The sequence below is a fragment of the Frateuria sp. GZRR33 genome (assembly GCF_051900425.1).
Lineage (GTDB): Bacteria > Pseudomonadota > Gammaproteobacteria > Xanthomonadales > Rhodanobacteraceae > Frateuria_A.
Window position 1 is genome coordinate 85,018 of the sequence record NZ_JBHZGK010000006.1, and the last position, 26,874, is coordinate 111,891.

The window sequence follows — 26,874 nt, forward strand, 5'->3', positions numbered from 1 at the left end:
CCATCCATGGGGTCAGTCTTCGCCCTCGGCGGGTGCGTGGCTGTCGACGTGGCCTTCGTGGCCATTGCCCATGCGCACGTTGCGGCTCGGCACGACGGTGGAGATGGCGTGCTTGTAGACCATCTGGCTCACCTGGTTGCGCAGCAGCACCACGAACTGGTCGAACGACTCGATCGTGCCCTGCAACTTGATGCCGTTGACGAGATAGATGGCCACCGGAACGCGCTCACGGCGAAGTGCGTTGAGAAACGGATCCTGCAAAGACTGCCCTTTGGACATGTTGTTGTACCCCCTCGCGAACCTTCGCGGGCCGGAGAAAAGACGCGCACGTGGCGGCCGGCCCAAGTCGCAGCGATCTTAACCGCTTTTAAATGGCGGGCGGAAGCGCGGGAACCACGACGTGCGTCGCGGCATCGTCTGCTTGTTGTCAGGGTGCTGACGCTGGCCGGACAGCCGATCAGGAAACGCGGCCCACCACGGGCTTTCCAGCAGACGCTACAGGAACAGGTCCAGGGCATCGCAGGCGAGGTCGAGCAGGCGCGGTCGATCCGGGTCCAACGCGCGGGCATCCAGCTCGGCACGCAGCCAGGTGATCTGTCGCTTGGCCAGCTGCCGGGTGGCGAAGATGCCCTTGTCGCGGAAGGTGGCCGCATCGGTGGCGCCATCCAGGTGCTCCCATGCCTGGCGGTAGCCGACCGCCCGCAGCGCAGGCAGGTCCGGGGCGAGGTCGCCGCGCGCGCGCAAGGCGCGCACCTCGTCGAGGAAGCCGGCCGCGAGCATGGCGTCGAAACGCTGTGCGATGCGCGCATGCAACGGGCCGCGGTCGGCAGGCAGCAGCGCCAGCTTGAGCACGCGCCAGGGGAAACGGCCGCCGCTGCCGCCGGTCTGCTGTTCGGAAAGCGGCCGACCGGTCAGTTCGATCACTTCCAGCGCCCGCTGCAGGCGTTGGGCGTCGTTCGGCCCGATGCGCGCCGCCGCCGCGGGATCGCTGGCCGCCAGTCGCGCGTGCAGCGCGGGCCAGCCGTGTACCGCCGCTTCCGCGGCCAGCCGCGCGCGGATGTCCGGCGCCGCATCGGGTAGCGCCGACAGGCCGCGCTGCAGCGCACGGAAATACAGCCCGGTGCCGCCGACCAGCAGCGGCACCCGCCCCTGCGCGCGGATGCGCGCCATGGCCGCCAGCGCGTCGGCGCGGAAATCGGCCGCCGAATACGGTTCGGACGGGTCGCGCAAGTCCAGCAAGGCGTGCGGATGTCGGGCCAGTGTGGCGGGATCGGGCTTGGCCGCGCCGATATCCAGCCCGCGATAGACCAGTGCCGAGTCCACGCTCACCAGCTCGAGCGCGAAGCGTTCGCGCAGCGCACAGGCCAACGCCGTCTTGCCCGAGGCGGTCGGGCCCATCAGGAAAACGGCTGGCGGTCGGGCGTCGGCAGGCATCGGGCCATTGTAGCGGCCGGCTTGCGCGGCCACCGCGTTTGACGAGGGTCAAGAACGATCCACCCGGCACGTCCTACAACGGTTTCCCGGCACCGGGAGGCCTCCATGAAACCCATCCCAAACGTCGCTGACAGTCCCGATCGCACGGTGGAAGACGGTCTGCAGTCAAAAGAAGGTGAATCCGGTCACGTCATGGGCGATAATTCGGCCATAACCCCGAACGATGGCTTGCCTGCAACCTTGCACCGGCACACCATCGGGGCACGGCAGGCACACAGAATTCACGCAATGGCGCACCGAATCGACGCGGAACATGATCAGGACGGCGGACACGGCGCCGTTGTCATGCTGCGGCCGGGAGTCGCCACGGCTGCGCCACGCGTCCGTCCGGCGAACCAGCCCCTGCCCTCGCGTCCGACGCAGGCAGAGCCGCCGGCGGACCCCAAGCCGATCTGGGACAAGGACAATTTCGGTTTCTGGCTGACCGTGTGCATCCTCATCAGCCTGGTCTTCTCGATCGCCTGGCACGCGCTCGGCTGAGTGCGCGGCCGCCTCCGCGGCAAGGCCCTATAATCGTCCGCTTCCCCGCCCGCCTATGCGGGCCAGACGATGGTGGTCCCATGCCGCAGACGATGAAAGCCCTGGTCAAGCGCAAGCCCGAGCAGGGCATCTGGATGGAAGAGGTGCCGGTCCCGCAGATCGGCCCCAACGAGGTCCTGATCAAGGTCGAGAAGACGGCCATCTGCGGCACCGACCTGCACATCTACAAGTGGGACGAGTGGTCCCAGCGCACGATCCCCCAGGGCCTGACGATCGGCCATGAATTCGTCGGCCGGATCGCCGAGCTCGGCAGTGCCGTCACGGGCTACAAGGTCGGCGACCGCGTCTCGGCCGAGGGCCATATCGTCTGCGGCCATTGCCGCAACTGCCGCGCCGGCCGCCAGCATCTGTGTCCCAACACCGTGGGCATCGGCGTCAATCGCAACGGCGCCTTCGCCGAATATGTGGCGGTGCCGGCGTCCAACCTGTGGCCGATCCCGGACCAGATCCCGAGCGAACTGGCCGCCTTCTTCGACCCCTACGGCAACGCCGCACACTGCGCGCTGGAATTCGACCTGATCGGCGAAGACGTGCTGATCACCGGCGCCGGCCCGATCGGCATCATCGCCGCGGGCATCGCCAAGCACGTCGGTGCGCGCAACGTGGTGGTCACCGACGTCAACGATTACCGGCTCAAGCTCGCCGCCGACATGGGCGCCACCCGCGTGGTCAACGTGTCCAACCAGTCGCTCAAGGACGTGGTCAAGGACCTGCACATGGAAGGCTTTGATGTCGGCCTGGAGATGAGCGGCAACCCGCGCGCCTTCAACGACATGCTCGAGGTGATGTACCACGGCGGCAAGGTCGCCATGCTCGGCATCATGCCGCGCGGCGCCGGCGTCGACTGGGACAAGGTGATCTTCAAGGGCCTCACCCTGCAGGGCATCTACGGCCGGCGCATGTACGAGACCTGGTACAAGATGACCCAGATGGTGCTGACCGGCTTCCCGCTGCAGAAGGTGCTGACCCACCAGATCGCCATCGACGATTTCCAGAAGGGCTTCGACCTGATGGACGCGGGCCAGTGCGGCAAGGTCGTCTGCTCCTGGACCTGAGCCCCGGGCCACCTGCACAACCACCGACTCACCTTTGACTGGACGTCATTCCCGCGAAAGCGGGAATTCCTTCTCGCCTGCGCCCCAACAGCGGGGCGGACTCCCGCTTTGGGGAATGACGCCGCGGCGAGGTTGTAACGAGCGCTCTGCGCCCTCCCCGAGACTGGAGATCACCGTGACCTACACCACCCGCGACCGCTACGCCGCCGAACTGGACTCCATCCGCGACCAGGGCCTGTTCAAGGGCGAGCGCATCATCGTCTCGCCGCAGTCTTCGGAGATCACGCTGGCCAACGGCCGCAAGGTGCTCAACTTCTGCGCCAACAACTACCTGGGCCTGGCCGACCACCCCGACGTGATCGCTGCGGCCAAGCAGGCGCTGGACACGCACGGCTTCGGCATGGCCTCGGTGCGCTTCATCTGCGGCACGCAGGACCTGCACAAGCAGCTGGAAGCGAAGATCGCCGAGTTCTTCGGCACCGAGGACAGCATCCTCTATGCCGCCTGCTTCGACGCCAACGGCGGCCTCTACGAGCCGCTGCTGGGCGAGGAGGACGCGATCATCTCCGACGCGCTCAACCATGCCTCGATCATCGACGGCATCCGCCTGTGCAAGGCCAAGCGCTTCCGCTACGCCAACTGCGACATGGCGGACCTGGAGAAACAGCTGCAGGCCGCCGATGCCGCGGGGGCCCGCACCAAGCTGATCACCTCCGACGGTTCGTTCTCGATGGACGGTTTCATCGCCCCGCTGGACCAGATCACCGCACTGGCGAAGAAGTACAACGCGATGGTCCACATCGACGAATGCCATGCCACGGGCTTCCTGGGCGCCACCGGCCGCGGCTCGGCCGAGGTGCACGGGGTGATGGACCAGATCGACATTTTCACCGGCACGCTGGGCAAGGCGCTGGGCGGTGCCCTCGGCGGCTTCACCACCGGCCCGAAAGAAGTGATCGAGCTGTTGCGCCAGCGCTCGCGTCCCTACCTGTTCTCCAACTCGCTGCCGCCGCACGTGGTCGCCGCCGCAATCAAGGTCTTCGACATGCTGGTGTCGGCCGGCGAGCTGCGCACGCGCGTGCAGGAGAACACCGCCTACTTCCGCAAGGCGATGACCGAGGCCGGCTTCGACATCAAGCCAGGCGTGCACCCGATCGTCCCGGTGATGATCTACGACGCGCCCAAGGCGCAGGCAATGGCGGCGGCGCTGCTGGAGGAAGGCATCTACGTCACCGGCTTCTTCTACCCGGTGGTGCCGCAGGGCCAGGCGCGCATCCGCACGCAGATGAGTGCGGCGCACTCGCGCGAGCACCTGGACCGGGCGATTGCGGCGTTCACCAAGATCGGCAAGCAGCTCTGCGTGATTTGACTCTCGGTGCGCTCTCCCCACCGTGGAGAGGGCTTAGATCCGGCCGCTGGCCGGTGGATCGACGTCGCGCGCGCAGCGCTTCACGTCCTCCACGGCCAGATGACGCTTGGGGGGGATCTGAGCTTCTGCTCCCTCCGGGGAGATGGCTGGGGTGAGGGGCCGCTCCCGGGTAAACGTCACATCCATCAAGCCCCTCGACAAGCGGCCTGATCACCTTCACCGCGAGCCCCTCCCCTCATCCAACCCTCTCCCCGGAGGGGAAAGGGCTCAGGTCCGGCCGCCGGTGGCTCGGGTTCTCGCGCGCAGCGCCTGGACTTCTTCCACGGCCAGGTGACGCCACTGGCCTTTCGGCAGGTCGCCGAGCGTGAGCCCGCCGATGGCCACGCGTACCAGCCGCAGCACGCCGATGCCATGCGCCTCCAGCAGGCGCCGGATGTGCCGGTTGCGTCCCTCGTCCAGCACGATTTCCAGCCAGGCGTTCTTTTCGCCCGCGCGCAGCACGGCGACCCGTAGCGCGGTTAGCCGCTCGCCGCCGTCGACCGCGCCCTCGCCGAGCCGCCCCAGCAAGGCCGCATCGGGCACGCAATCGACCTGTACGTGGTAGGTCTTCTCCCGGTGGGTGACCGGATCGGTGATGCCTGCCGCCCACGCGGTGTCGTTGCTCAGCAACAGCAAGCCCTCGCTGGCCTTGTCGAGCCGTCCGACGGCGCCCAGCCACGGCAGGCCGGCCTGGGCCAACGCGTCGTAGACCGTGGCGCGGCCTCGCTCGTCCGACGCGCTGACCACCAGGCCGCGAGGTTTGTTGAACATCACGTACACCGGCGCGGCCTCACCGATCGGCAGGCCGTCGACGGTAATGCCGGCCTGCCCCGGTGCGGTCGGATACTCCGGGTCGCGCACCACGCGGCCGCCCAGTGCCACCCGGCCGGCGCGCACCCACTGCTCGGCCTGGCTGCGCGAGCACACGCCTCGCTTGGACAGGACCCGCGCCAATCCATAACGTGGACCGGTGGGAGCGGAAGCAGACGAGGGGCGGCGGCGCGCGGGCATCGGGAAAGCGTATCGACCGCGCCGCAAAGCCGGCAAGCGGTTCGGTGCATCCGGCCGCGCGGCTCATCCGTATTCACTTGGGCAACACGCACCGACAGGGCCACCCATGAACGAGACCGCCGAAGCTGTTCCCGGATTCACCCGACGCCTGGTGACCGGCGTCCTGCGCTGGTTCGATACCAGCGCCGTCGAAGCGGCCGACGACGACCGCATCGACTGGGCTCGTGTGCTGCCCTTCATCGGCATGCACGTGGCTTGCCTCGGCGTGCTTTGGGTCGGTTTCTCCTGGTTTGCGTTCTGGGTGGCGCTGGCGCTATATGCCATCCGCATGTTCGCGGTGACCGCGTTCTACCACCGCTATTTCTCGCACCGCGCCTTCCGTGCCTCGCGTGCCGTACAGTTCGTGTTTGCGGTCATCGGCGCAAGCGCGGTCCAGCGCGGACCACTGTGGTGGGCCGCGCACCACCGCAACCATCATCGCCACGCCGACACCCCGGCCGACGTGCACTCGCCGGTCCAGCACGGTTTCTTCCGCAGCCACGTCGGCTGGTTCCTGAGCCGCAACGGCTTCCGCACGGACTGGAAAGTCATTCCTGACCTGGCGCGCTTTCCCGAGCTGCGCCTGCTCGACCGCTTCGACCTGCTGGTGCCGGTGGCGCTGGCGGTAGGCCTGTACCTGCTCGGTGCCTGGCTGCGTACGGCCCACCCGGGACTGGGGACGGACGGCCCGCAACTGCTGGTATGGGGTTTCTTTGTCTCGACCATCGTGCTGTTCCACGTCACCGTGACGATCAACTCCCTGGCTCACCGCTTCGGCAGCCGGCGTTTCGTCACGCGCGACAACAGCCGCAACAACTGGCTGCTGGCGCTGCTCACCTTCGGCGAGGGCTGGCACAACAACCACCACTTCTTCCCCGGCTCGGCGCGGCAGGGCTTTCGCTGGTGGGAGGTGGACCTCACCTTCTACCTGCTCCGGCTGCTTGCGCTGTTCGGCGTGGTGCGCGAGCTCAAGGCCGTTCCCGCTGGCTTCAAGCGCGGCGGTGGTTGAACCATGCGCATTGCAGTCATCGGATCGGGCATCGCCGGCATGGCCAGTGCGTGGCTGCTTTCGCGCCGACACGAGGTCACGCTGTACGAGGCCAACGCCTATATCGGCGGGCACACCCACACGCACGACGTCACGCTGGGCGGGCGCAACTACGCGGTGGATACCGGCTTCATCGTCTTCAACCGGACGCATTACCCGCTGTTGAGCCGCCTGTTCGACGAACTGGAAGTGACCACGCAGCCGACCACGATGAGCTTCGCGGTGCACGACGAGCGCAGCGGGCTCGAGTACGGTGCCGCGTCGCTGCGCACCCTGTTCTGCCAGCGGCGCAACCTGGTGTCGCCACGCTTCCACGGCATGGTGCGCGACATCTTCCGCTTCTATCGCGAGGCGCCCGCGCTACTGGAGCAGGACGGCGAGGGCCCGACGCTGGGCGACTATCTCGACGCCCAGGGCTACGGGGCGATGTTCCGCGACGACCACCTGGTGCCGATGGCCTCGGCGCTGTGGTCCTCGCCTTCGCGGCAGATCCTCGCCTTCCCTGCCAAGTACCTGGTCGCCTTCATGGCCAATCACCAGATGCTGCAGGTGGAAGGCCGGCCGCAGTGGCGCGTGGTCAGCGGCGGTTCGCGCCGCTACGTCGACGCGCTACGCTCGTGCTGGCAGGTTCGCGAGCGCCTGGCCTGCCCCGTGCTGGCCGTGCATCGGCCAGCGGCCGGTGGCGTGGAGGTGCAGAGCCTGGCCGGATCCGAGCGCTTCGACCAGGCCGTGCTGGCCTGCCACAGCGACCAGGCCCTCGCCCTGCTGGCCCAGCCAAGCCCGGCCGAACGCGAGGTGCTGGGCGCGATCACCTACCGCTCCAACGATACGGTGCTGCACACCGATACGCGCCTGCTGCCACGGCGGCGCAGCGCGTGGTCGGCCTGGAACGCGCTGGTGCCGCGCGACCGCGACGACGCGTGCACGGTCACCTACTGCATGAATCTGCTGCAGTCCATCCGTGCCCCCGAGACGTTCTGCGTGTCGCTCAACTGCACCGACCGTATCGACCCGGCGAAAGTCCTGCGCCGACTGAGCTACGCGCACCCCGAATACACCCACGCCTCGGTCGCGGCGCAGCGGCGCAAGGCGGACATCCAGGGCACCGACCGACTGTGGTACGCGGGCGCCTACTGGGGTTGGGGCTTCCACGAAGACGGCATGCGCAGTGCAGTGGCCGTGGCCGAAGCGCTTGGGGTGCGCTGGTAATGGCCGCGCCCCTGGCCAGTGCGATCTACGAGGGCTGGGTGCGGCATCGGCGCCATGCGCCGCGGCCGCATGCGTTCCGCTATCGCATCGCGCTGCTCTACCTGGACCTGGGCGAGTTGCCCCGATTGTTCCAGGGCCGCTGGCTGTGGTCGTACGGTCGTACCAACCTGGCCCAGTTCCGCCGCAGCGATTACCTCGGCCCCGTCGAACTGCCGCTCGACGAGGCGGTGCGCCGACGCGTGGCCGAACACACCGGCCGGCGCCCCGAGGGGCCCATCCGCCTGCTCACGCATCTGCGCTACGCCGGTCACTGCTTCAACCCGGTGAGCTTCTACTACTGCTACGGCGCCGATGGCCGCACGCTCGAGGCGATCCTCGCCGAGATCACCAACACGCCCTGGAAAGAGCGCCACGCCTACGTGCTGCCACTGGCCGGGGCCGAACGGCACGGCCGCGTATGCGCATGGCGCTTCGCCAAGACCTTCCACGTGTCCCCGTTCATGCCGATGGCGCGCGGCTACGACTGGCGCTTCTCCGAGCCGGCCGAAGCCCTGCGCGTGCACATGAACGTGCTGCGCGACGGCGGCCGCGACTTCGACGCCACGCTCGTGCTCCAGCGCCGTCCCTTCGACGGCACGCAGCTGGCGCGCGTGCTGTGGCGCTTCCCGCTGATGACCCTGAAGGTCGTCGCCGCCATCCACTGGGAGGCGCTCAGGCTCTGGCTCAAGCGCAACCCGGTTTACGACCATCCACGCCACCACGGGACCTGACATGGATCTGGAACTGAATTCGTCCGAACAGCGCACCGTCGGTGGCGTCGTCGATCCACCCCGCTACGCCGACGTGGCCACGGTCGCGAAGCTGCCTCGTCCGTCCGCGCCCCTCGGGTATGGCCGATTCGACCGCGCGCTGCGTTCGCGTCTGCTGGGACAGATGGCGCAACTGCAAGGCGCGCGCGTCGTGATCGTCGATGCACTCGGCCGCGTGGAACTGGGGCAGCTTGCCGATGGCGAAGTCCCGCTTCGCGTGCAGGTCCACGTGGACGATCCGCGCTTCTATCGCCTGGTCGCCGCCAACGGAAGCGTGGGGGCCGGCGAGGCCTACATGGAGGGCCTGTGGCGCTGCGACGATCTCGTGGCGCTGATCCGCGTCATGGTCCGCAACCGTGACCTGCTCGACGACATGGAAACCGGCGTGGCGCGCCTGGGCGGCTGGGCGCTCAGGGCCTGGCACGCGCTCAACCGAAACACCAGGCAGGGCAGCCGGCGCAACATCGCCGCGCACTACGACCTGGGCAACACGCTGTTCGACCTTTTCCTCTCGGACGACCTGATGTATTCGTCCGCGATCTTCGCGCGCGAGGATGAGCCGCTGGAGGTCGCCTCGCTGCGCAAGCTCCAGCGTATCTGCGACAAGCTCGCCCTCGGGCCCGATGATCACGTGCTGGAAATCGGCAGCGGCTGGGGCGGCTTCGCGCTGCACGCGGCCATCCACCATGGCTGCCGCGTCACCACCACCACGATCTCGCAGGAACAGTACGACCTGGCCTGCGAGCGCGTGCAGGCTGCCGGGCTGGGCGACCGGGTCACCGTGCTGCTGCAGGACTACCGCGAACTGCGCGGCCGATATGACAAAGTGGTTTCGATCGAAATGATCGAGGCGATCGGTGCGGCCTACATGCCGACGTACTTCGCCACCATCTCGCGGCTGCTGAAGCACGACGGGCAGGCGCTCATCCAGGCCATCACGATCGAAGACCATCGCTACGCGAGGGCGTTGAAGTCGGTCGATTACATCAAGCGCTACATTTTCCCGGGCAGTTTCATTCCCGCGGTCAGCGCAATGCTCGAGGCCGCGCGACAGGCGAGTGACCTGCGCCTGTTCCACCTGGAAGACATAGGGCCAAGTTACGCGCTGACGCTCAAGCACTGGCGCAAGCGCTTCCTGGCCAAGCGCGACCACGTGCTGGCGGCCGGTTACGACGAACGCTTCGTGCGGATGTGGGAGTTCTACCTGGCCTACTGCGAGGGCGGATTCCGCGAGCGCTCCATCGGCGACGTCCAGATGCTGCTCACCCGGCCCGGCTGCCGGCGCGAGTCCTACCTGCCGGACCTGGGGCCGCGATGAACCCCTGGCTCAACGCCATCGGCTACCAGGCGGTCTGGCTGGCCGCGGTCTGGGGCGCCTCGCACCAGCGGGCCTGGCTCGGGCCGCTGGTGCTGCTCCCGTTCGCGCTGCTCCATCTGCGCGGGCGCGACGGGCGGCTGGACGCGTGGCTGCTGCTGGCCGCCGCGGGCGCGGGCACGGCGCTCGATTCGCTCTATGCAGCGACCGGCACCATTGCCTACGCATCGCCCTTCCCTACCGCCCATGCCGCGCCGCCGTGGATCATCGCCCTTTGGGCGGCCTTCGCGCTGACGCTGCGGCACAGCCTGCGCTTCCTGCAGGGGCGCTGGCTGCTGGCGACGGTGTTCGGTGCCGTCGGCGCGCCGCTGGCCTACTTCGCCGCGGCCCGCGGCTGGCGGGCGGTCAGCTTCCCGCAGGGCCCGGTGGCGGCCATCGGCGCACTGGCGCTGGGCTGGGCACTCATCCTGCCGTTGCTAATACGCCTGGCGATGCTCATTGAAGCCCAACCAGGTCCGCAGGCAAAACATGTCCACGGCTGAATTCCTGCACCCGCCCGGCTGGGTCTGGGTGGCGAGCGCCATCGCCATGGGCCTTGGCTGGCTGGTCCAGCGACGCACGCGCAATGCCGGCATCGTCGACGCGATCTGGACGGCGGGCATGGGCGGCAGCGCGCTCTACTACGCCGCGATGGGCGAAGGACTGCCCGACCGCCGCCTGGCCTTGGCGTTGCTCGGCAGCCTGTGGGCGGCGCGCCTGGGATTGCACCTGGGCCTGCGCATCCTGGGCGAAGCGGAAGATGGCCGCTATCGCCATCTGCGCCGGCACTGGCATGACGACCAGTGGAAGTTCTTGCTGTTCTTCCAGGCACAGGCGCTGCTGGTAGCCCTGTTCTCGCTGCCGTTCCTGGCGGTAGCCGCCAACCGCGCTCCGTGGTCGGGCTGGGACGGCGCCGCCGTCGCGGTGTGGCTGGTGGCCATGATCGGCGAGAGCCTGGCCGACCGCCAGCTCGCACGCTTCCGCGCCGATCCGGCGAACCACGGCCTCACCTGCCGTCAGGGCCTGTGGCGCTACTCGCGCCACCCCAACTATTTCTTCGAATGGCTGCAGTGGTTCGCGTACCTGCTTCTGTCGGTGGGTTCGCCGCTGTGGTGGCTGGCGCTGCTGGGGCCGGTGCTGATGCTGGCCTCGCTGTACTGGATCACCGGCATTCCGTTCACCGAGGCACAGGCGCTGCGCAGCCGCGGCGAGGACTACCGCGACTACCAGCGCCGCACCAGCCCTTTCTTCCCCTGGTTCCCCAAGGACCCTTCGCCATGACCGAGAGCCTCGCGCTCGACACTCCCGCCGCCGTTCCCGAGCGCGGCCTGATCCATCTCGCCGAGCGCGGGCTGGTTCCCGATGCCGTACTGCGGCTGGGCATCCGGCGCCTGTGCGCGCAGCGGCTTCGCGAGGAGCGACAGGGCGGCACCGAGGCGAGCTGGGAACGCTTTCGCGCCCTGCTGGACGAATTGCGCCACAGCCCGCTGGCACTGCACACGGACGCGGCCAACGCCCAGCACTACGAACTGCCGCCCCCTTTCTTCCAGCTCTGCCTCGGTCCGCGGCTGAAGTATTCGAGCTGCTACTACCGGCTCGGCACCGAAAACCTGGAACAGGCCGAAGAGGCGATGCTCGGGCTCTATGGCCGCCGCGCACAGCTGGCCGACGGGCAGGACATCCTGGAGCTGGGCTGTGGCTGGGGCTCGCTCACGTTATGGATGGCCGAACGCTATCCCGGCTCACGCATCACTGCCGTGTCCAACTCGCGCCTGCAACGCGAACACATCGAGGCGCGCTGCCGCGAGCGCGGGCTGCACAACGTGACGGTGGTTACCTGCGACGTCAACCGACTGGCACTCGATGCTGCGACCTTCGATCGAGTCGTGTCGGTCGAGATGTTCGAACACGTGCGCAATTACCACCGCCTGTTCGAGCGGATCGCGCAATGGTTGCGGCCTGACGGCAAGCTGTTCGTGCACATCTTCTGCCATCGCGAACTGATGTACCCGTTCGAGACCGCCGGCGGCGACAACTGGATGGGGCGGCACTTTTTTACCGGCGGATTGATGCCTGCGGCCGATACCTTCCTGCATTTCCAGGATCACCTTGCCCTCGAGCACCAGTGGCGCCTTCCCGGCACCCACTACCAGCGCACCGCGAACGCCTGGCTGGATCGCCAGGATGCCAACCACGGGCAGGTCCTGCGCGTGCTGGCCGAGGCCTATGGGAAGGCGGCCGCGCCGCTTTGGCACCAGCGCTGGCGCATGTTCTGGATGGCCTGCGCGGAGCTGTTCGGCTACGACAACGGCAACGAGTGGCTGGTGGCCCATTACCGTTTCGGTCGGCGCGGCTGAGCGTTTGCGGCGTGGGCTTCAGCCCACGCCCCGCCCTCTCCTTCGAAAACCTCCCGTTGGGCGGGAGCCCAGCCTGCGGTTGATCTCTCAAGCGCGATACAAAAGAAAAGCCCGGCTTGCGCCGGGCTTTTCCTGTTGCGTTGCAGTTCCGGTTACTGCTGGACCTGCAGCTCCGTGCGGCGGTTGCGCGCGCGGCCTTCGTTGGTGTCGTTGGTGTCGATCGGATCGGCTTCGCCGTGGCCGATCGGGCCTTCCAGACGGCTGGCATCGATGCCGTGGGCGGTCAAGTAGTCGTACACGATCTTCGCACGACGCTCCGACAGCGCCTGGTTGTAGGCGTCGGTACCAACCGAGTCGGTGTAGCCGGCGACGGTCACGTGCACCTGCGGATAGCGCTGCAGCGTGTCGACGGCCTGGTCGAGAATGGCCAGCGAGTCGGAGGTCGGCTCGGCCAGCGCCTTGCTGATGTCCATCTCGCCCTTCGACGGACGGTCGAACTTGAAGTTGACGCCACGCAGGTCGATCACGACCTTCTGCGGGCAACCGTCCGGACCGACGATGGTGCCGGCGGCGGTGGCCGGGCACTTGTCTTCGCAGTCGTTCACGCCGTCGTTGTCGCTGTCCTGCGTGGAGCAGTCATTCGCCGGCGGGGGCGGCGGCGGGGCAGCCTGCTCCGGAGCGGCAGCCGGCTCGCCGAAGCGCGAGACGATGCTGAAGCCCAGGAACCAGTCGCCGTAACCATCCTGCGCCGGCTGGCTCTTGTCGTCCCAGTCGTAGCGGTAGCCGGTCTCGATGCGGATGTCCGAGCTCTCGGCGACCTTCTTGGACACGCCCACGCCCAGCTCGGCGGCCGGGGACCAGCCGTGGTCGGCCGCGTTCTTGTGGTAGCTGCCCATCACGCCGGCGAGCAGGTACGGGCGCCAGGCGTTCCAGTCGCCGGCGTAGAAGCGAGCGGCCACGCCATAGTTGGTGTTCGACCAGTTGCCGCCGCCCACCGCGGTATCGCGGTCACGGTTGGTGCGGTCGATGAACAGGTCGATCGAAGCGTTCGGAGCGATGAAACGGCCAACACCAAGCCCGTAATAGAACTGGCGGCTGTTGGTGTTGCGATCGGTGTCGTTGTAGTAACCGCCAAGGGTCGGGGCGATATACCAACGGCCGTCATAATCGCCCGTGGTGCTCATCGGAGCGGTGTCGCCGGCGGCAGCGGTATTGTCCTGCGCATGAACGGCACCTACGCCGCCCAGGGCCAAGGCAATAAGGAAATACAAGCCCTTACGTTTCATCAGGTGTCTCCTTCATTTATTGGTGTTCGCAGCCGTTTCACCTCAATACGGACCGCGCGTCAAACTCACTTTGACTTCCGGAAGCTTGAGCCGCCCCCTCGCTTATGTCCCTACGGGCAAGCGGCACGAGTGTAGCAAAACCGTTAAGCCGTTCTCACAACGGCGCAGGTCCCCCGGTGAGGCCTTGTTCAGCAAAGCCCCTTGTCCATTGCGACCCGAATGGCGTGGAAGTGGCGTGAATACGAGAAAACCCGGCCGCTGGGACCGGGTTTTGCCGAGGGCGCATTGCAGGCGTTAGCCTGTTCTCATTGCCCCGCAATAGCCGATGCGGGGCTAATTGTGGTTAAAGCGTGAAAAGGCCGAGGAAGCGCTGGATCGGCATGGCGTCCAGCGCCGCCGGATCGGCAGTCGCCTCCAGAATGGCCTTGACGCGGTGCGCCGGCAGGTGGCCACGCAGGGCCGCCTCGAACTTCTTCAGCAGCACCGGAATGCCCTCCGCGCGGCGCTTGCGGTGGCCGATCGGGTAATCGATCGAAACCTTCTCGGTGGACGAGCCGTCCTTGAAGAACACCTGCACCGAGTTGCCGATGTAGCGCTTGTCCGGATCGAAATAATCCTTGGTGAACTGCGGGTTCTCGCGCACTTCCATCTTGTCGCGCAGCGCGTCGATGCGCGGGTCGGCGGCGATGTCGTCGTTGTAGTCCTCGGCGGTCAGGCGGCCGAAGATCAGCGGCACCGCCACCATGTACTGGATGCAGTGGTCGCGGTCCGCGTAATTGGCCAGCGGGCCGGTCTTGTCGATGATGCGCACGCCCGCTTCCTGCGTTTCGATCACGATCTTCTCGACCTGGTCGAGCCTGCCGGCCACCTGCGCGTGCAATTGCATGGCGCACTCGACTGCCGTCTGCGCGTGGAACTCGGCCGGGAAGCTGATCTTGAACAGCACGTTTTCCATCACGTAGCTGCCGAAAGGACGCTCGAACTGGAATGCGTTGCCCTTGAAGGCGACGTCGTAATAGCCCCAGGTCTTGGCGCTGAGCGCCGACGGATAACCGACCACGCCGCGGTAAACCGCATTGATCGCATGGGTCACGGCGCGGCGGCAGGCATCGCCCGCAGCCCAGCTCTTGCGCGGGCCGGTGTTCGGCGCGTGGCGGTACGTGCGCAGCGCACCGTTGTCGATCCAGCTGTGCGACACGGCGGTGGTGATCTGCTCCTTGGAGCCGCCGAGCATCGCGGTGGATACCGCGGTGGAAGCCAGGCGCACCAGGATCACGTGGTCCTGGCCAACGCGGTTGTAGCTGTTCTTCAGGGCGTAGCAGCCCTGGATCTCGTGCGCCTTGATGGCGTAGCCGAGCACGTCACGCACGGTGAACGGCTGGCCACCCTCGCGTTCGGCCTTGCGGCTGAGGTAGTCGGCGACCGAGAGGATCGCGCCGAGGTTGTCCGAGGGATGGCCCCACTCGGCTGCCAGCCAGGTGTCGTTGAAATCCAGCCAGCGGATCTGCGTACCGATCGCGAAGGCGCCCTGCACCGGATCGAGCTCGTGGCTGGTGCCCGGCACGCGGGTGCCGCCCGGCAGCGTGGCACCCGGCACCACGGGGCCGAGGTGCTTGACGCACTCGGGGAACTTCATCGCCAGCATCGCGGTACCGAGCGAATCCAGCAGCATGTAGCGGGCGGTGTCGTAAGCCTCCTTCGACTCGATCCGGTAGTCGGCCACGTAGTTGGCGATGTCGACCATCGGCTGGTCGGGATCGGGGCGAACGGCGGAGCGGATGTCGTGGGCACTCATGGAGGGCTTCTCGCGGGAGGAAAAACCGCCATTGTAGCCGGCCGGCCGCGCCGCTGCCTCTCTCTCTGCAGGAGCGCACCTGTGCGCGACCGCCAAGTGCGGCTGTCTGGAGAGGGCAGTCGCGCGGGTGCGCTCCTGCAGGTTTCTGCTTGACCGCCGCCGGCGTCGCCCCCGACAATCGCCACACACCCAAAGGGGAGTAGTTCCGGCGCCGCAGTTTGACGTGCGGCGCCGTGCGGTGATCGTCATCACGGACGCCTTCGCGTCCCGGTCACGCCGGCGAGGGTCCCTCGCGAACGAGACTTTTGCGGTGGTGTCGGGCCACTGCGCGTGTCCGCCACCATCGCCATGAGTCACGCGCGGGAGTTCTGCATGGACATCAGCGGTACCGATTTCGTCTCGGGCCTTCTGGCCATCATCCTGCTCGACCTCGTGCTCGCCGGCGACAACGCGATCGTGATCGCGCTGGCCGCGCGCAACCTGCCCAAGACGCTGCAGAGGAAGGCGGTGTTCTGGGGCACCTTCGGCGCAGTGGCGGTACGCGTGGCGCTGACCGCGGTCGTGGTCTACCTGCTCAAGTTGCCCGGTCTGATGCTGGTGGGCGGCCTGTTGCTGCTGCCGATCGCATGGAAGCTGATCAAGCCGGAAGCCGAAGGCGGCCACGAGGTCAGTGCGGCGGACAGCTTCTGGGCCGCGCTGCGCACGATCGTGGTAGCCGACGCCTTGATGGGCCTGGACAACGTGCTGGCGATCGCCGGTGCGTCCAAGGGCCACCTAGGCCTGGTCGTGCTGGGCCTGCTGATCAGCGTGCCGCTGGTGGTGTGGGGCTCGACGCTGATCCTGAAGCTCATCGAGCGCTTCCCGGCCATCGTCTACGTCGGTGCCGGCGCGATTGCGTGGACCGCAGGCCGCATGATCGCGCACGACCACCTGTTGCGCGCGTGGTTTGACGCCCATCCCTGGTACGGCTACGCGCTCGACTTCCTGCTGATCGCGCTGATCTGTGGTGGCGGTTGGCTGGTGCAGCGCCGCCGCGCCAGGGCCGGGTAACCGCGGCGGGCCGCGGCCGGATCCGGCGGCGGCCCTTTCTTACCAGCGGAGCTTGACGAAGGCGGAGGGGCCGCTGAGCGTCATGTCCAGGTCGGCGTCGTAGGTGCTGCGGTTCCAGTGCAGCTTGATCTGGCTGTAGCCGTATTCCAGCCCGAAGCCGAGGTTCTCCAGCGGCAGCCACTCCATGCCCAGCGCGGCATTGTAGATGTGACCACTGATGCGCCCACCGTTCTTGCGCACGCCCGATGCGTCGAGGTACATGCGCCACTGGTCGTTGAACATGTGCCGCCAGCCGAGCTGAAGCATGGGCGCCCAGGCGCTGTCGTTGCTGGTGGTGGCCACCGATACCGGTTGCGCGCTGCCCTGCCCCAGGTCGTATGAGCCGTCGCCCACGAGCGCGGTCTTGACGCGATACCAACCCGCGCCCAAGCCGACGCCGTAAGCATCGTTGCCCTGGCCGAACCACCAGCGCCAGGCAACGCTCCCGAAGTTGAAATCGAGCTTGGCGCGGACATCGGCGTTGGCGCTGTAGTCCACGCCGTCGTAGCTGATATCGCGCGCAAGCGTCTGGTGGCTCGAGCGATCGATGTTGTAGTAATCCAGTGCCAGGCCCTGGTGTTCGCCGAACAGGAAGTCGGCGCGCACGCGCGGCACGGTCTTGTCCTGGTCGAAGCCGAGGTCGTCCTCGAGGTTGATGGTGCCGCTGAGCGTGTCGCTCGGATCGGCCAACCTGACGTCCGTGTCCACGCTGGCGTAGTAGCCGCCCAGTCTCACGCTGGCCCGGTCGAGCACCGGGGACGCGTCCTGCGCCATGGCTGAGGTGCTCGCCAGGGCGAGCGGAACCAGGACAAGGCCTGCGCCGAGCGCGGGCCACGACGGACGCTTTGCTGGATGTCGCATGCAGGGTCTCTCTCGGGGATGGCGAGCCATGTTAGGCAGCGCCCCCGTGGACAGGCCGTGGACAGTGCAGCAGTGATATGGCGTGGATCTGTCGCCTGAGGCAACGCCGAAAGCTTTTCGCTCCCGCACGCCCGCGATCACCCCGAGCCATCTCCCCCAGCCCTCTCCGCGGGGGAGAGGGCTCCCAGGCAGGCCTCAGCGCTTTTCGATCGGCACGTAGTTCTGGTCTTCCGGGCCCGTGTAGTTCGCGCTCGGGCGGATGATCTTGCCGTCCTGGCGTTGCTCGATCACGTGCGCGCTCCAGCCGGAGGTGCGCGCGATGACGAACAGCGGCGTGAACATCGCGGTCGGCACGCCCATCATGTGGTAGGCGCTGGCCGAGTACCAGTCGAGGTTGGGGAACATCTTCTTGAGGTCCCACATCAGCTTCTCGATGCGCTCGGACACCTCGAACAGCGTCGGGTTGCCGCCCTCGGTGCAGAGCTTGCGCGAGATCTCCTTGATGATCTCGTTGCGCGGGTCGGACACGGTGTAGACCGGGTGGCCGAAGCCGATGATGATTTCCTTGCGCTCCACGCGCGCGCGGATGTCCGCCTCGGCGTCGTCGGCATTGCGGTAGCGGGCGATGATCTCCATCGCCACCTCGTTGGCGCCGCCGTGCTTGGGACCGCGCAGTGCGCCGATCGCGCCGGTGATGGCCGAGTACATGTCCGAGCCGGTGCCGGCGATCACGCGGGCGGTAAAGGTCGAGGCATTGAACTCGTGCTCGGCGTAGAGCACCAGCGACTTGTCCAGCGCCTGCGCATGCAACTCGCTGGGCGCCTTGCCGTGCAGCAGGTGCAGGAAGTGCGCGGCGATCGACTCGTCATCGGTCTGCGTCTCGATGCGCTTGCCGTTGTGGCTGAAGTGGTACCAGTACAGCAGCATCGAACCGAAGCTGGCCATCAGGCGGTCGGCGATCTCGCGCGCGCCGGTGAGGTTGTGGTCCTCCTTCTCCGGCAGCACGGTGCCCAGCATCGAGCAGCCGGTGCGCAGCACGTCCATCGGATGGGTCGCCGCCGGCAGCAGCTCCAGCGCGCCCTTCACCGGCGCCGGCAGGCCGCGCAGGCGCTTGAGCTTGGCCTTGTAGTTCTGCAGCTCGCGCCAGTTCGGCAGCACGCCGTGCACCAGCAGGTAAGCCACTTCCTCGAAACTGCCCTTGGCGGCCAGGTCGTGGATGTCGTAGCCGCGGTAGTGCAGGTCGTTGCCGCTGCGGCCGACCGTGCACAGCGCGGTGTTGCCGGCAGGAACGCCGGAAAGCGCGACGGACTTCTTGGCCTTGGGGAGGACTTGTTCGGTCATCGGGTATCTCCTGGATGCAAGGGTTGGTGCCAGGCGGAACTCTCGCCGGAGCGCCCCCTGTGCGCGACCGGATGTGCGAAACACGGGTCGCGCGCAGGTGCGCTCCTGCACGGAGCCCGATCAGCTCTCTTTGGAAAACAACGCGTCGAGCTTGTCCTCGTAGGCGTGGTAGCCGAGGAAGTCGTACAACTCCTCGCGCGTTTGCAGGGTATCGATGATGCCCTTCTGCGTGCCTTCGCGGCGCACGGTTTCGTAGAAGTTGAGCGCGGCCTTGTTCATCGCGCGATAGGCTCCGCAGCAGTAGAGCGCGATGTCCACGCCAGCCGAGCGCAGCTCGTCGGTAGTGAAGAACGGCGTGGAACCGAACTCGGTGAGGTTGGCCAGGATCGGCACCTTCACCGCGGCCTTGAACCGGCGATAGTCGTCCAGCGTTTTCATGGCCTCGGGAAAGATCATGTCGGCGCCGGCCTCGACATAGGCACAGGCGCGCTCGATCGCCGCGTCGATGCCTTCCACGGCCGCCGCGTCGGTGCGCGCCATGATGACGAAGCCCGCATCGGTACGCGCGTCCACCGCCGCCTTCACCCGGTCGACCATCTCCGCCTTCGACACGACCTCCTTGCCCGGCCGATGACCACAACGCTTCTGGCCGACCTGGTCCTCCATGTGCACCGCGGCCACGCCGACGTTGATGAACGACCGGATGGTGCGGGCGATGTTGAACGCGCCGCCCCAACCGGTATCGATGTCCACGAGCAAGGGAAGCTGGGTGGCGTCGACGATGCGCCGCGCGTCGGTGAGCACGTCCTCCATCGTGCTGATGCCGAGGTCGGGCATGCCCAGCGAATTGGCTGCCACGCCGCCGCCGGAAAGGTAGAGCGCCTTGTAGCCGACGCGCTTGGCCATCAGTCCGGCGTAGGCGGTGATCGCGCCCATCACCTGCAAGGGTTGTTCTGCGGCCAGCGCGGTGCGGAAACGGGCGCCAGGGGATGCGGTGGGGGACATGGAAGGCTCCGCGGGAAAAGCGCCATTTTAGCGCACCGGCCGCCCCGCCCCCTGTCCGGGGGCTTGACCCTCACGTAACGTGAGGCTGGAACCTGCCGGCCCGCACCGAGGAGACCCGCATGCCGCTGACCGTCGGCGAACTCGCCCGCCGCTGCGGACTGACCGTCCGCACGCTGCACCACTACGACGCCATCGGCCTGCTCAAGCCCTCGCTGCGCTCCGATGCCGGTTACCGCCTTTACGACCGCGCCAACGTGGAACGCCTGCACCGTATCCAGGCACTACGCCAGCTCGGCCTTTCCCTGGCCGACATCGGAACCGTCCTGTCCGGACCCGAGCAGCCGCTGGCCGAGGTCATCGACCGCCAGATCGCCCAGCTCGATCAGGAACTCGCGCAGGCCACCCGGCTGCGCGGGCGGCTGGTCGCGCTGCGCGGACAGCTCGCCGCCGGACAGTCCCCCGACCTGGCCGACTGGCTGGACACGCTGGAACTGATGACCATGTACGAGAAGTACTTTTCGCCGGAAGAACTGAAGCAGTTGCCGATGCATTACGATCGCGACGCGCAGGCCCAGTGGCAGGCGCTGGTGGCTGCGGTGCAGGCGGCGATCGACCGGGGCGCGCGCCCCGACGACCACGACGCGCAACTGCTGGCGCTGCGCTGGATGCAGAACCTGCAGCGGGATACCGCGGGCAATCCGGATTTCCTGCTGCGGCTCAACGCGATGCACGAAAGCGAGCCAGGAATGGTGGCGCTGTCCGGAATCACGCCGGCGCTGAAGCAGTTCGTCGAGCAGGCGATCGCGGAGGCCCGGCTGGCGATCTATGCGCGTTATCTGGAGCCGCAGGAACTCGCGTTCATGCGCGAGCACTACCGCGAGCAGATGTACGCCTGGCCGTCGCTGATCGCCGAATTGCGCAAGGCGATGGATACGGGGGTTTCGCCCGCGTCGCCCGAGGTGCAGGCGCTGGCGCGGCGCTGGATGGCGATGTTCCGCACCTACGCCGGCGACGACCCGGCGACGCATGCGCGGATTCGCGAGGCGAACATGAAAGAGCCGGACCTGATGAACGGGACGTGGGTGGATGAGGCGCTGCTGGCGTATCTCAGGGAGGCGATGCGTGCGGCGGCGTGACGTTTCCAACTGCACGAGGAGCGCTTGTCGCAAGAGTGGCCCCTCACCCCAACCCTCTCCTCGGAGGGGAGAGGGAGCCGATCAGGCAAAGTGGGGGAGGTCCGATTGCCCGAGACCTTGCTCCCTCTCTCCTGCGGGGAGAGCGCTGGGGCGAGGGGCCAAGGCTTGCGGGTAGTTCCAGCGGAAGCAAAAAAAGGGCGGCCCCAGGCCGCCCTTTTTCAAACCCCATGAGGTGGCCTTACTTCTTCGCGAACAGATGCTCGACGCCACCGCGCTCCTCGCGCAGTTCCTTGTCGGTGGCATCCATGCGGCCACGCGAGAAATCGTTGACTTCCAGGCCCTGCACGATCGTGTACTTCCCATCCTGCACGGTGACCGGATAGCCATAGATCACGCCCGGCGCGATGCCGTACGAACCGTCCGACGGGATGCCCATCGACACCCAGTTGCCCTCTTCGGTACCCAGCGCCCACGAGCGCATGTGGTCGATCGCGGCCGAGGCGGCCGAGGCGGCCGAGGAAGCACCGCGGGCCTTGATGATCGCCGCGCCGCGCTGCTGCACGGTCGGGATGAAGTCGTTCTCGTACCAGGCCTGGTCGACCAGCGAGAGCGCCGGCTTGCCGTCGACGGTGGCGTGGTGCAGGTCCGGGTACTGGGTCGAGCTGTGGTTGCCCCAGATGGTGACCTTCTTGATCTGCGTGGTGTGCTTGCCGGTCTTCTCGGCCAGCTGGCTCAACGCGCGGTTGTGGTCCAGGCGCACCATCGCCGTGAAGCACTTCGGATCGAGGTCCGGCGCGTTCTGCTGGGCGATCAGCGCGTTGGTGTTGGCCGGGTTGCCGACCACCAGCACCTTCACGTCGCGCTTGGCGTGGTCGTTCAGCGCCTTGCCCTGCGGGCCGAAGATGGCGCCGTTGGCTTCCAGCAGGTCCTTGCGCTCCATGCCCGGGCCGCGCGGACGGGCGCCGACCAGCAGCGCGTAATCGACGTCCTTGAAGGCGACGTTGACGTCATCGGTCGCCACCACGCCGGCGAGGGTCGGGAACGCGCAGTCGTTGAGCTCCATCACCACGCCCTGCAGCGCGGGCAGCGCCGGGGTGATCTCCAGCAGGTGCAGGATCACCGGCTGGTCGGGACCCAACATGTCGCCGGCGGCGATGCGGAACAGCAGTGCGTAGCCGATCTGGCCAGCAGCACCGGTGACGGCAACTCGAACGGGGGCTTTCATAACTTTCTCCGGGAATCGTGAATGGAAAATCGGGAATCGGAAAAGCGGCGATCCCGGGTTTACTGAAGTTCGGCGAAGAACTGCTGGATGCGTTCCAGGCCCGGCTGCAGCTGGGCCGTCGGGCAGGTGTAGGAAATGCGCAGCGAATGCGGCTCGCCGAAGGCGGAGCCAGGCACGCAGGCGACGCCCTTGGCTTCCAGCAGGGCCGCGCAGACGTCCACGTCGCTGTTGATCGGCGTGCCGTTGTGCGACTTGCCGAAGGCAACGGAGATGTCAGGGAAGGCGTAGAACGCCCCCTGCGGACGCGGGCAGACCACGCCGGAAATCGCGCGCAACGCGGCAACCACGATGTCACGCTTCTGCGCGAACTCCGCACACTTGGCCTGCGGCACGTCCTGCGGACCGCTGAAGGCGGCCACCGCGGCGGCGGTGATCACTTCCGGCACGCTTGTGATGTGGTTGGAATTGAGTGTGGTCACCGCCTTGGCCACCGACTCGGGGCCGGCCAGCATGCCCACACGCCAGCCCGGCATGCCGTAGGTCTTGGATACCGAATCGACGAACACCAGCCGCTCGCGCAGCTCCGGCCGGGCGAACACGAAGTTGTGGTAGCCGATCCCGTCGAACACCATCGAGTTGTAGATGTCGTCGGTGATGATCCAGGTGTCCGGATAGCGCACCAGCACGTCGGCCAGCGCGGCGATCTCCTCGCCCGTGTAGACCATGCCGGTCGGGTTGGACGGGTTGTTGAACAGGAATACCTTCGGCTTGCGCTTGAGCGCTTCCTCGAGCTGCGCCGGCGTGAGCTTGTAGTTCTGCGTCGACGGGCACGGCAGCACGTTGATCCTGGCGCCGACGATGTCCGCGATGTCGCGGTAGGTCGTCCAGTACGGCGCGGCGAAGCAGATCTCCTCGCCCTCGTCCAGCAGCGCTTCGGCGAGGTTGTAGAGCACCTGCTTGGCGCCGATGCCGATCGAGAGGTTCATGCGGCCGTAGCCGCTGAAGCCGAGCGCCTCGATGTGCTTGAGGAAGGCGTCCAGCAACGGCTCGGCGCCGCGGTTGCTGCCGTACTGGCCCGAGTCGTGGCTGAGCGATTCGCGCGCCGCGGCGTAAACGTGCTCGCCGGGCAGGAAGTTGGGGACGCCGATCGAGAAGCTGATGATGTCCCTCCCCTGCGCCTTCAACTGCTTGGCCTTCTCGGCGATGACCATGATCGCGCTGGGCTTGGCGCGGCCGACACGCTGGGCGAGCTGGGGCATGGCTTCCTCGGGGATGTGGGAGTGAGGTAACCGGCGGATTTTAGCACGCGGCCCGCGGCTGCTTGGCGCGGGGCCGATGCGCCCTGCCGGGTGCGTGGTGGCCACGCTCCGGTCGCCCCCAACCCGCCCTTCGGGACTCTTCCCCCGCGACGCGGGGGAAGGGTCGGTTTGCTCAGCCGCGCTGGTCGAGCTTTTCGTTCCAGTCCTTGATGCGATCGGCTTGCGCGGCCATCAGCGCGTCGACGTCGCCTTCGACGGCGACCCGCTCGATCGTGTCGCCCTGGCGGATCGCATTGACGACCTTCTGGTCGTCCCCGCTGACCACTTCGCCGAATACGCTGTGCTTGCCATCCAGCCACGGGGTCGGGCCGTGGGTGATGAAGAACTGGCTGCCGTTGGTGCGCGGGCCGGCGTTGGCCATGGACAGCACGCCCGGCTTGTCGTGGCGCAGCGAGGGGTGGAACTCGTCCTCGAACTTGTAGCCCGGGCCGCCGGTGCCGGTGCCCAGCGGGCAGCCGCCCTGGATCATGAAGTCGTTGATGACGCGGTGGAACGACAGGCCGTCGTAGTAGCCGCGGCGTGCCAGGTTGACGAAGCTGGCGACGGTGACCGGCGCCTTGTCCTCGTGCAGGCGCAGGTGGATCGGACCGCGGTTGGTCTCGAAGGTGACGTTGATGGTCATGGGCAAACCCTTGGGACGTGAGCGAAAGGCCGGCAAGAATAACGCAGCCGCCGGCCGTCGCCCGTGAACCACCGCTTCAATGCACCGCGGGCGCCTGCGTGCTCTGCGCGGCGGCGGGTGCCTGCGCGGGCGCGCCCTGCAGCAACTGGTGCAGTTTCAGGTACACCGCGTTGGTCCAGCCGAAGCCGATCACGTTCGTCGTGTAACCGGCGGTGATCTTTACGTCCGCGTTGCCCAGCACCATGTTGTATTTCTCGCGGATGGTGCCGTCGTGGGCGAAGCCGGTTTCCACGGTGCCCATGAACTTGCGCGCGAGGCGCTGCGCATCGTCGTGGAAGCCGTAGGCGTCCAGGCCGGAGATCGCCAGCCAGTTGGTCGGCGCCCAGCCGAACGGCTCATCCCATTGCGCACCGCTGCTGAGGTTGTCCATCGACAGCCCGCCCTTGCGCTCGAACACGGCCAGGTGCCTGTCCAGCGCGGCGGCCTGCGCCTTGGAGGCGAGCCCCGCCCAGAGCGGCCAGTAGGTGGTGACGTAGGGTTGCTCCGAGGCCTTGCCGCGCGTGAAGTCATAGTCCATGAACATGCCGCGCTTGTCGTTCCACAGGTACTTGCCCATGGCCGCCTTCCGCTTCGCTGCGGCATCCGCCCACGTCTGTGCTTCGGCCACCTTGCCCAGCTGCAGCGCGAGGTCATGCAGATCCCGCTCGTAGCGGTAAAGCAGGCTGTTCAAGCCCACGCCGGCGTAGTGGTGGGTGGTGCCGCCGTAGGGGCCGAAGTGGAAGTTGGTGTCGAAGCCGGACTCACGCATGGCGCGGTCGCCCAGGTAGTAGTCGGCGCTCAGCCGGTAGCCACTGGCCCAGGCACCGGCGCAGACGGTTGAGGCTTCGATGTCGCAACTGCTGGCTTTCAGCTTTGCCATCTCGGCGGCATCCGGATGCTCGGAGGCTTTCACCAGGTAGCCGGGATCCTGCTGCGGATGCGCCAGCACCCAGGCGATCACGCCACGGTAGTACTCGCTGCCGTGCATCTCCGGCACCGGTCCCTGGCCAAGGTCGAAATAGCGCGCCAGGCCGGTGTCGCCGGCACGGTGCTCGGCTCGCGTCCAGATGTGGTAGTTCGCGACGACCAGCGGATAGGCGTGGGCCAGCCAGGCATGCCGTTCGGCCTCGTCCTTGAAGGCCTTCGGCGCGGCCAGCACGTCGGACACCATGCGGCTCAGGAACGGCGGCTGCGAGCGGGTCAGGTAATAGGTGCGGTTGGCGTTGAGCACGCCGCCGTAGTGCTCGACCTCGAACAGCATGTTGTCGGTCATGTCGCGCGCCAGATCGTCGCGGTGGTCGGCGAGCAGACCCAGCTGGATGAAGTAGCTGTCCCAGCCGTACATCTCGTTGAACTGGCCGCCGGGCACCACGTAGGGCCGGGGCAGGTAGAGCAGGCCTTCGGCCGGAAGCTCCGAGGGCATCAGGTCGCCGAGCCGCTCGATGCGCTTCGGTAGCGTGCGTACCTCCACCTTGCAGCGTTTGGCGATGTCATCGATGCCGGCGGGCTTGTCCAGGTCGGCGGGCAGGTAGAGCACCGGGCGCGCGTCCATCTTCGGATCGTGCAGCGCCGAGCAATCGTCCAGCGAGCGCGTGAGGGTGTTCCAGGCCTTGTGGATGTAGGCCTGCGTCTTCGCCGGGCTGGGCGTGGCGGCGCTGGCCGCGGTGAAGAGGACCAGCGCCGTGGGGCCGAGCAGGGAGACGATCCGCGGACGGGTCTTCATGGATGGGCTTCCTCTTGCGGTGGGGCGAGGTGGCGCTCGAAGAACGCCACGATGGTGCGGTAGGCCTGCTCCGACTCGGGCAGCTCGGGATCGGAGAAGAACGAATGCCACATGCCTTCCCAGACGTGCAACTCGGCGTCGACACCCGCCTGCGCCAGCAGCGCGTGGCTGTGGACGACGGAGCTCATCGCCATGTCGCGCGTGCCGGTGATCAGCAGGGTCGGCGGGAAGTGTTTCAGCAGCGCGGGCGACAGGCCCGGCTGCACCATCGGGTCGCGGGCATCGGTGCCGCGGAAGTACGGCAGCGTGGCGAGGTCCAGCGGCTCGTCCGGCACGCCCTGCCCATTGAGCAGCGGGCCCACGTAGGCCGAGTCGCCGGCGATGGTCACCAGCGAACCGCAGAAGGTGCCGATCGCGCCCGGCACCGGCAGCTTGTCCGCGATGAAGCGCGCCACCGCCTCGCCGGTCAGGATGCCGCCGGCGGAGCAGCCATAGATGCCGATCTCGCCGGGTCGGTGGGTTTCCAGCAACTTGCGGTAGACCGCCTCGACATCCTCGCTGGCGGCGGGAAAGGTGTGTTCGGGCCCCTGCCGGTAATCGAGCGTGATGACCTCGATGCGACCGAGGCTCGCGATCGGGATGGCCTCGACCAGCCCGCCGCTGCCCGCGCCCCACAGGAAGGCGCCGCCATGCAGGTTGATCAGCACGCGATGGCGGTTGGCCGGGCTCACCCCCTGCGCAGGCAGCACCACGTCCGCGCCGACGCCCGCGAGGGTCTGGTGGCGCACGGTGACCCGGTAGCGCTTGCGCATGCGCGCGGCGCGGTCGCTGTTGAGGCGGTCGTAGAAGCGCCGACTCTGCTCGATCGGCCCGCTGAGCGGCGGCGCCTGCGCGCCCGCGGCGAGCATCTTCGGGAAGAATGCGCGCGCCTGCGGCGAGGCGAACTGCGAATACGGGATGGCTACCGTGGCGGCCGTCACCGTGCCGTCGGGCTTTACGCCCGCCGCAGGCTTCTCCGCCAGGGCAGCCGGGCACCCGAAAATCCACAGGCAGGCGAACACGAACCTGGCCACCCGCGATGCCGCCCTTTGTCCGGCTTCCCGGGGAAG

General features: G+C 67.4%; 25 protein-coding genes. 12 read left to right on the top strand and 13 right to left on the bottom strand.

Going from position 1 to position 26,874, the window contains the following annotated elements; translation table 11 throughout:
- Window positions 1-12: 12 nt before the first annotated feature.
- Both hfq and miaA read right to left on the bottom strand, forming a co-directional pair.
- A complete protein-coding gene (gene hfq, locus ACFWZU_RS09400; protein ID WP_439701246.1) occupies window positions 13-279 on the bottom strand; it encodes an RNA chaperone Hfq in 267 nt (88 codons plus the stop codon).
- 216 nt (window positions 280-495) lie between these two features.
- On the bottom strand, window positions 496-1,434 hold the full coding sequence (gene miaA, locus ACFWZU_RS09405; RefSeq protein WP_439701247.1) for a tRNA (adenosine(37)-N6)-dimethylallyltransferase MiaA: 939 nt from the start codon (window positions 1,432-1,434) through the stop codon (window positions 496-498).
- A 105-nt stretch (window positions 1,435-1,539) separates the two neighbouring features.
- Between miaA and ACFWZU_RS09410 the strand changes: the two genes are divergently transcribed.
- From ACFWZU_RS09410 to kbl, 3 genes are all read left to right on the top strand, one after another.
- Window positions 1,540-1,974: a hypothetical protein gene (locus ACFWZU_RS09410; RefSeq protein WP_439701248.1), complete on the top strand. Its 435-nt coding sequence runs from the start codon at window positions 1,540-1,542 to the stop codon at window positions 1,972-1,974.
- A gap of 80 nt (window positions 1,975-2,054) precedes the next feature.
- Entirely contained in the window at window positions 2,055-3,089 is a 1,035-nt protein-coding gene (tdh, locus tag ACFWZU_RS09415; RefSeq protein WP_439701249.1) for an L-threonine 3-dehydrogenase, read from the top strand.
- Window positions 3,090-3,264: 175 nt separating this feature from the next.
- Entirely contained in the window at window positions 3,265-4,458 is a 1,194-nt protein-coding gene (kbl, locus tag ACFWZU_RS09420) for a glycine C-acetyltransferase (RefSeq protein WP_439701250.1), read from the top strand.
- Between the two features lie 267 nt (window positions 4,459-4,725).
- Here the strand turns inward: kbl and ACFWZU_RS09425 are convergent, their stop codons facing one another.
- Window positions 4,726-5,508, bottom strand: coding sequence for a pseudouridine synthase (locus ACFWZU_RS09425; protein ID WP_439701251.1), 783 nt, complete (start codon window positions 5,506-5,508; stop codon window positions 4,726-4,728).
- Window positions 5,509-5,614: 106 nt separating this feature from the next.
- Between ACFWZU_RS09425 and ACFWZU_RS09430 the strand changes: the two genes are divergently transcribed.
- From ACFWZU_RS09430 to ACFWZU_RS09460, 7 genes are read left to right on the top strand one after another with little or no spacing between them, the layout of a single operon-like run.
- Window positions 5,615-6,556 carry an acyl-CoA desaturase gene (locus ACFWZU_RS09430; RefSeq protein WP_439701252.1) on the top strand — a complete coding sequence of 314 codons (942 nt, stop codon included), beginning with the start codon at window positions 5,615-5,617 and terminating at the stop codon, window positions 6,554-6,556.
- Between the two features lie 3 nt (window positions 6,557-6,559).
- The gene (locus ACFWZU_RS09435; RefSeq protein WP_439701253.1) at window positions 6,560-7,804 is read left to right on the top strand and encodes an NAD(P)/FAD-dependent oxidoreductase; all 1,245 of its coding nucleotides are present in this window, start codon (window positions 6,560-6,562) and stop codon (window positions 7,802-7,804) included.
- Window positions 7,804-8,574 carry a DUF1365 domain-containing protein gene (locus ACFWZU_RS09440; RefSeq protein ID WP_439701254.1) on the top strand — a complete coding sequence of 257 codons (771 nt, stop codon included), beginning with the start codon at window positions 7,804-7,806 and terminating at the stop codon, window positions 8,572-8,574. The genes ACFWZU_RS09435 and ACFWZU_RS09440 overlap by 1 nt, the downstream gene beginning before the upstream one ends.
- 1 nt (window position 8,575) lies before the next feature.
- Window positions 8,576-9,931: a class I SAM-dependent methyltransferase gene (locus tag ACFWZU_RS09445; protein WP_439701255.1), complete on the top strand. Its 1,356-nt coding sequence runs from the start codon at window positions 8,576-8,578 to the stop codon at window positions 9,929-9,931.
- A complete protein-coding gene (locus ACFWZU_RS09450) occupies window positions 9,928-10,470 on the top strand; it encodes a DUF2878 domain-containing protein (RefSeq protein ID WP_439701256.1) in 543 nt (180 codons plus the stop codon). Before ACFWZU_RS09445 ends, ACFWZU_RS09450 begins: the two co-directional genes overlap by 4 nt.
- Entirely contained in the window at window positions 10,457-11,248 is a 792-nt protein-coding gene (locus ACFWZU_RS09455) for a DUF1295 domain-containing protein (RefSeq protein WP_439701257.1), read from the top strand. The genes ACFWZU_RS09450 and ACFWZU_RS09455 overlap by 14 nt, the downstream gene beginning before the upstream one ends.
- On the top strand, window positions 11,245-12,324 hold the full coding sequence (locus tag ACFWZU_RS09460) for an SAM-dependent methyltransferase (RefSeq protein ID WP_439701258.1): 1,080 nt from the start codon (window positions 11,245-11,247) through the stop codon (window positions 12,322-12,324). Before ACFWZU_RS09455 ends, ACFWZU_RS09460 begins: the two co-directional genes overlap by 4 nt.
- 152 nt (window positions 12,325-12,476) lie before the next feature.
- Here the strand turns inward: ACFWZU_RS09460 and ACFWZU_RS09465 are convergent, their stop codons facing one another.
- Both ACFWZU_RS09465 and ACFWZU_RS09470 read right to left on the bottom strand, forming a co-directional pair.
- The gene (locus ACFWZU_RS09465; RefSeq protein ID WP_439701259.1) at window positions 12,477-13,610 is read right to left on the bottom strand and encodes an OmpA family protein; all 1,134 of its coding nucleotides are present in this window, start codon (window positions 13,608-13,610) and stop codon (window positions 12,477-12,479) included.
- 343 nt (window positions 13,611-13,953) lie between these two features.
- Window positions 13,954-15,405 (bottom strand): bifunctional 2-methylcitrate dehydratase/aconitate hydratase, encoded by a 1,452-nt coding sequence (locus ACFWZU_RS09470; RefSeq protein WP_439701260.1) that lies wholly within the window; start codon window positions 15,403-15,405, stop codon window positions 13,954-13,956.
- Window positions 15,406-15,777: 372 nt separating this feature from the next.
- Here ACFWZU_RS09470 and ACFWZU_RS09475 point away from each other — a divergent pair, with 372 nt between their 5' ends.
- Window positions 15,778-16,455: a TerC family protein gene (locus ACFWZU_RS09475; protein ID WP_439701431.1), complete on the top strand. Its 678-nt coding sequence runs from the start codon at window positions 15,778-15,780 to the stop codon at window positions 16,453-16,455.
- 39 nt (window positions 16,456-16,494) lie between these two features.
- Here ACFWZU_RS09475 and ACFWZU_RS09480 read toward each other — a convergent pair whose 3' ends face one another.
- The 3 genes from ACFWZU_RS09480 to prpB all read right to left on the bottom strand — a co-directional run bounded on the left by ACFWZU_RS09480 (window position 16,495) and on the right by prpB (window position 19,701).
- Window positions 16,495-17,268, bottom strand: a complete 774-nt coding sequence (locus ACFWZU_RS09480) for a hypothetical protein (RefSeq protein WP_439701261.1) — start codon at window positions 17,266-17,268, stop codon at window positions 16,495-16,497.
- A gap of 282 nt (window positions 17,269-17,550) precedes the next feature.
- Window positions 17,551-18,696 (bottom strand): bifunctional 2-methylcitrate synthase/citrate synthase, encoded by a 1,146-nt coding sequence (gene prpC, locus ACFWZU_RS09485; RefSeq protein WP_439701262.1) that lies wholly within the window; start codon window positions 18,694-18,696, stop codon window positions 17,551-17,553.
- Window positions 18,697-18,816: 120 nt separating this feature from the next.
- Entirely contained in the window at window positions 18,817-19,701 is an 885-nt protein-coding gene (gene prpB, locus ACFWZU_RS09490; RefSeq protein WP_439701263.1) for a methylisocitrate lyase, read from the bottom strand.
- A 119-nt stretch (window positions 19,702-19,820) separates the two neighbouring features.
- Here prpB and ACFWZU_RS09495 point away from each other — a divergent pair, with 119 nt between their 5' ends.
- Window positions 19,821-20,837, top strand: coding sequence for a MerR family transcriptional regulator (locus tag ACFWZU_RS09495; protein WP_439701264.1), 1,017 nt, complete (start codon window positions 19,821-19,823; stop codon window positions 20,835-20,837).
- 238 nt (window positions 20,838-21,075) lie between these two features.
- Here ACFWZU_RS09495 and ACFWZU_RS09500 read toward each other — a convergent pair whose 3' ends face one another.
- The 5 genes from ACFWZU_RS09500 to ACFWZU_RS09520 all read right to left on the bottom strand — a co-directional run bounded on the left by ACFWZU_RS09500 (window position 21,076) and on the right by ACFWZU_RS09520 (window position 26,838).
- Entirely contained in the window at window positions 21,076-22,062 is a 987-nt protein-coding gene (locus ACFWZU_RS09500; RefSeq protein WP_439701265.1) for a malate dehydrogenase, read from the bottom strand.
- A 59-nt stretch (window positions 22,063-22,121) separates the two neighbouring features.
- Entirely contained in the window at window positions 22,122-23,321 is a 1,200-nt protein-coding gene (locus ACFWZU_RS09505) for an aminotransferase class I/II-fold pyridoxal phosphate-dependent enzyme (RefSeq protein ID WP_439701266.1), read from the bottom strand.
- Between the two features lie 172 nt (window positions 23,322-23,493).
- Complete coding sequence (locus ACFWZU_RS09510; protein WP_439701267.1) at window positions 23,494-24,003, bottom strand: peptidylprolyl isomerase; 510 nt, start codon at window positions 24,001-24,003, stop codon at window positions 23,494-23,496.
- A gap of 76 nt (window positions 24,004-24,079) precedes the next feature.
- A complete protein-coding gene (locus ACFWZU_RS09515) occupies window positions 24,080-25,765 on the bottom strand; it encodes a trehalase family glycosidase (RefSeq protein WP_439701268.1) in 1,686 nt (561 codons plus the stop codon).
- Window positions 25,762-26,838: an alpha/beta hydrolase gene (locus tag ACFWZU_RS09520; RefSeq protein WP_439701269.1), complete on the bottom strand. Its 1,077-nt coding sequence runs from the start codon at window positions 26,836-26,838 to the stop codon at window positions 25,762-25,764. The genes ACFWZU_RS09515 and ACFWZU_RS09520 overlap by 4 nt, the downstream gene beginning before the upstream one ends.
- Window positions 26,839-26,874 lie beyond the last annotated feature (36 nt).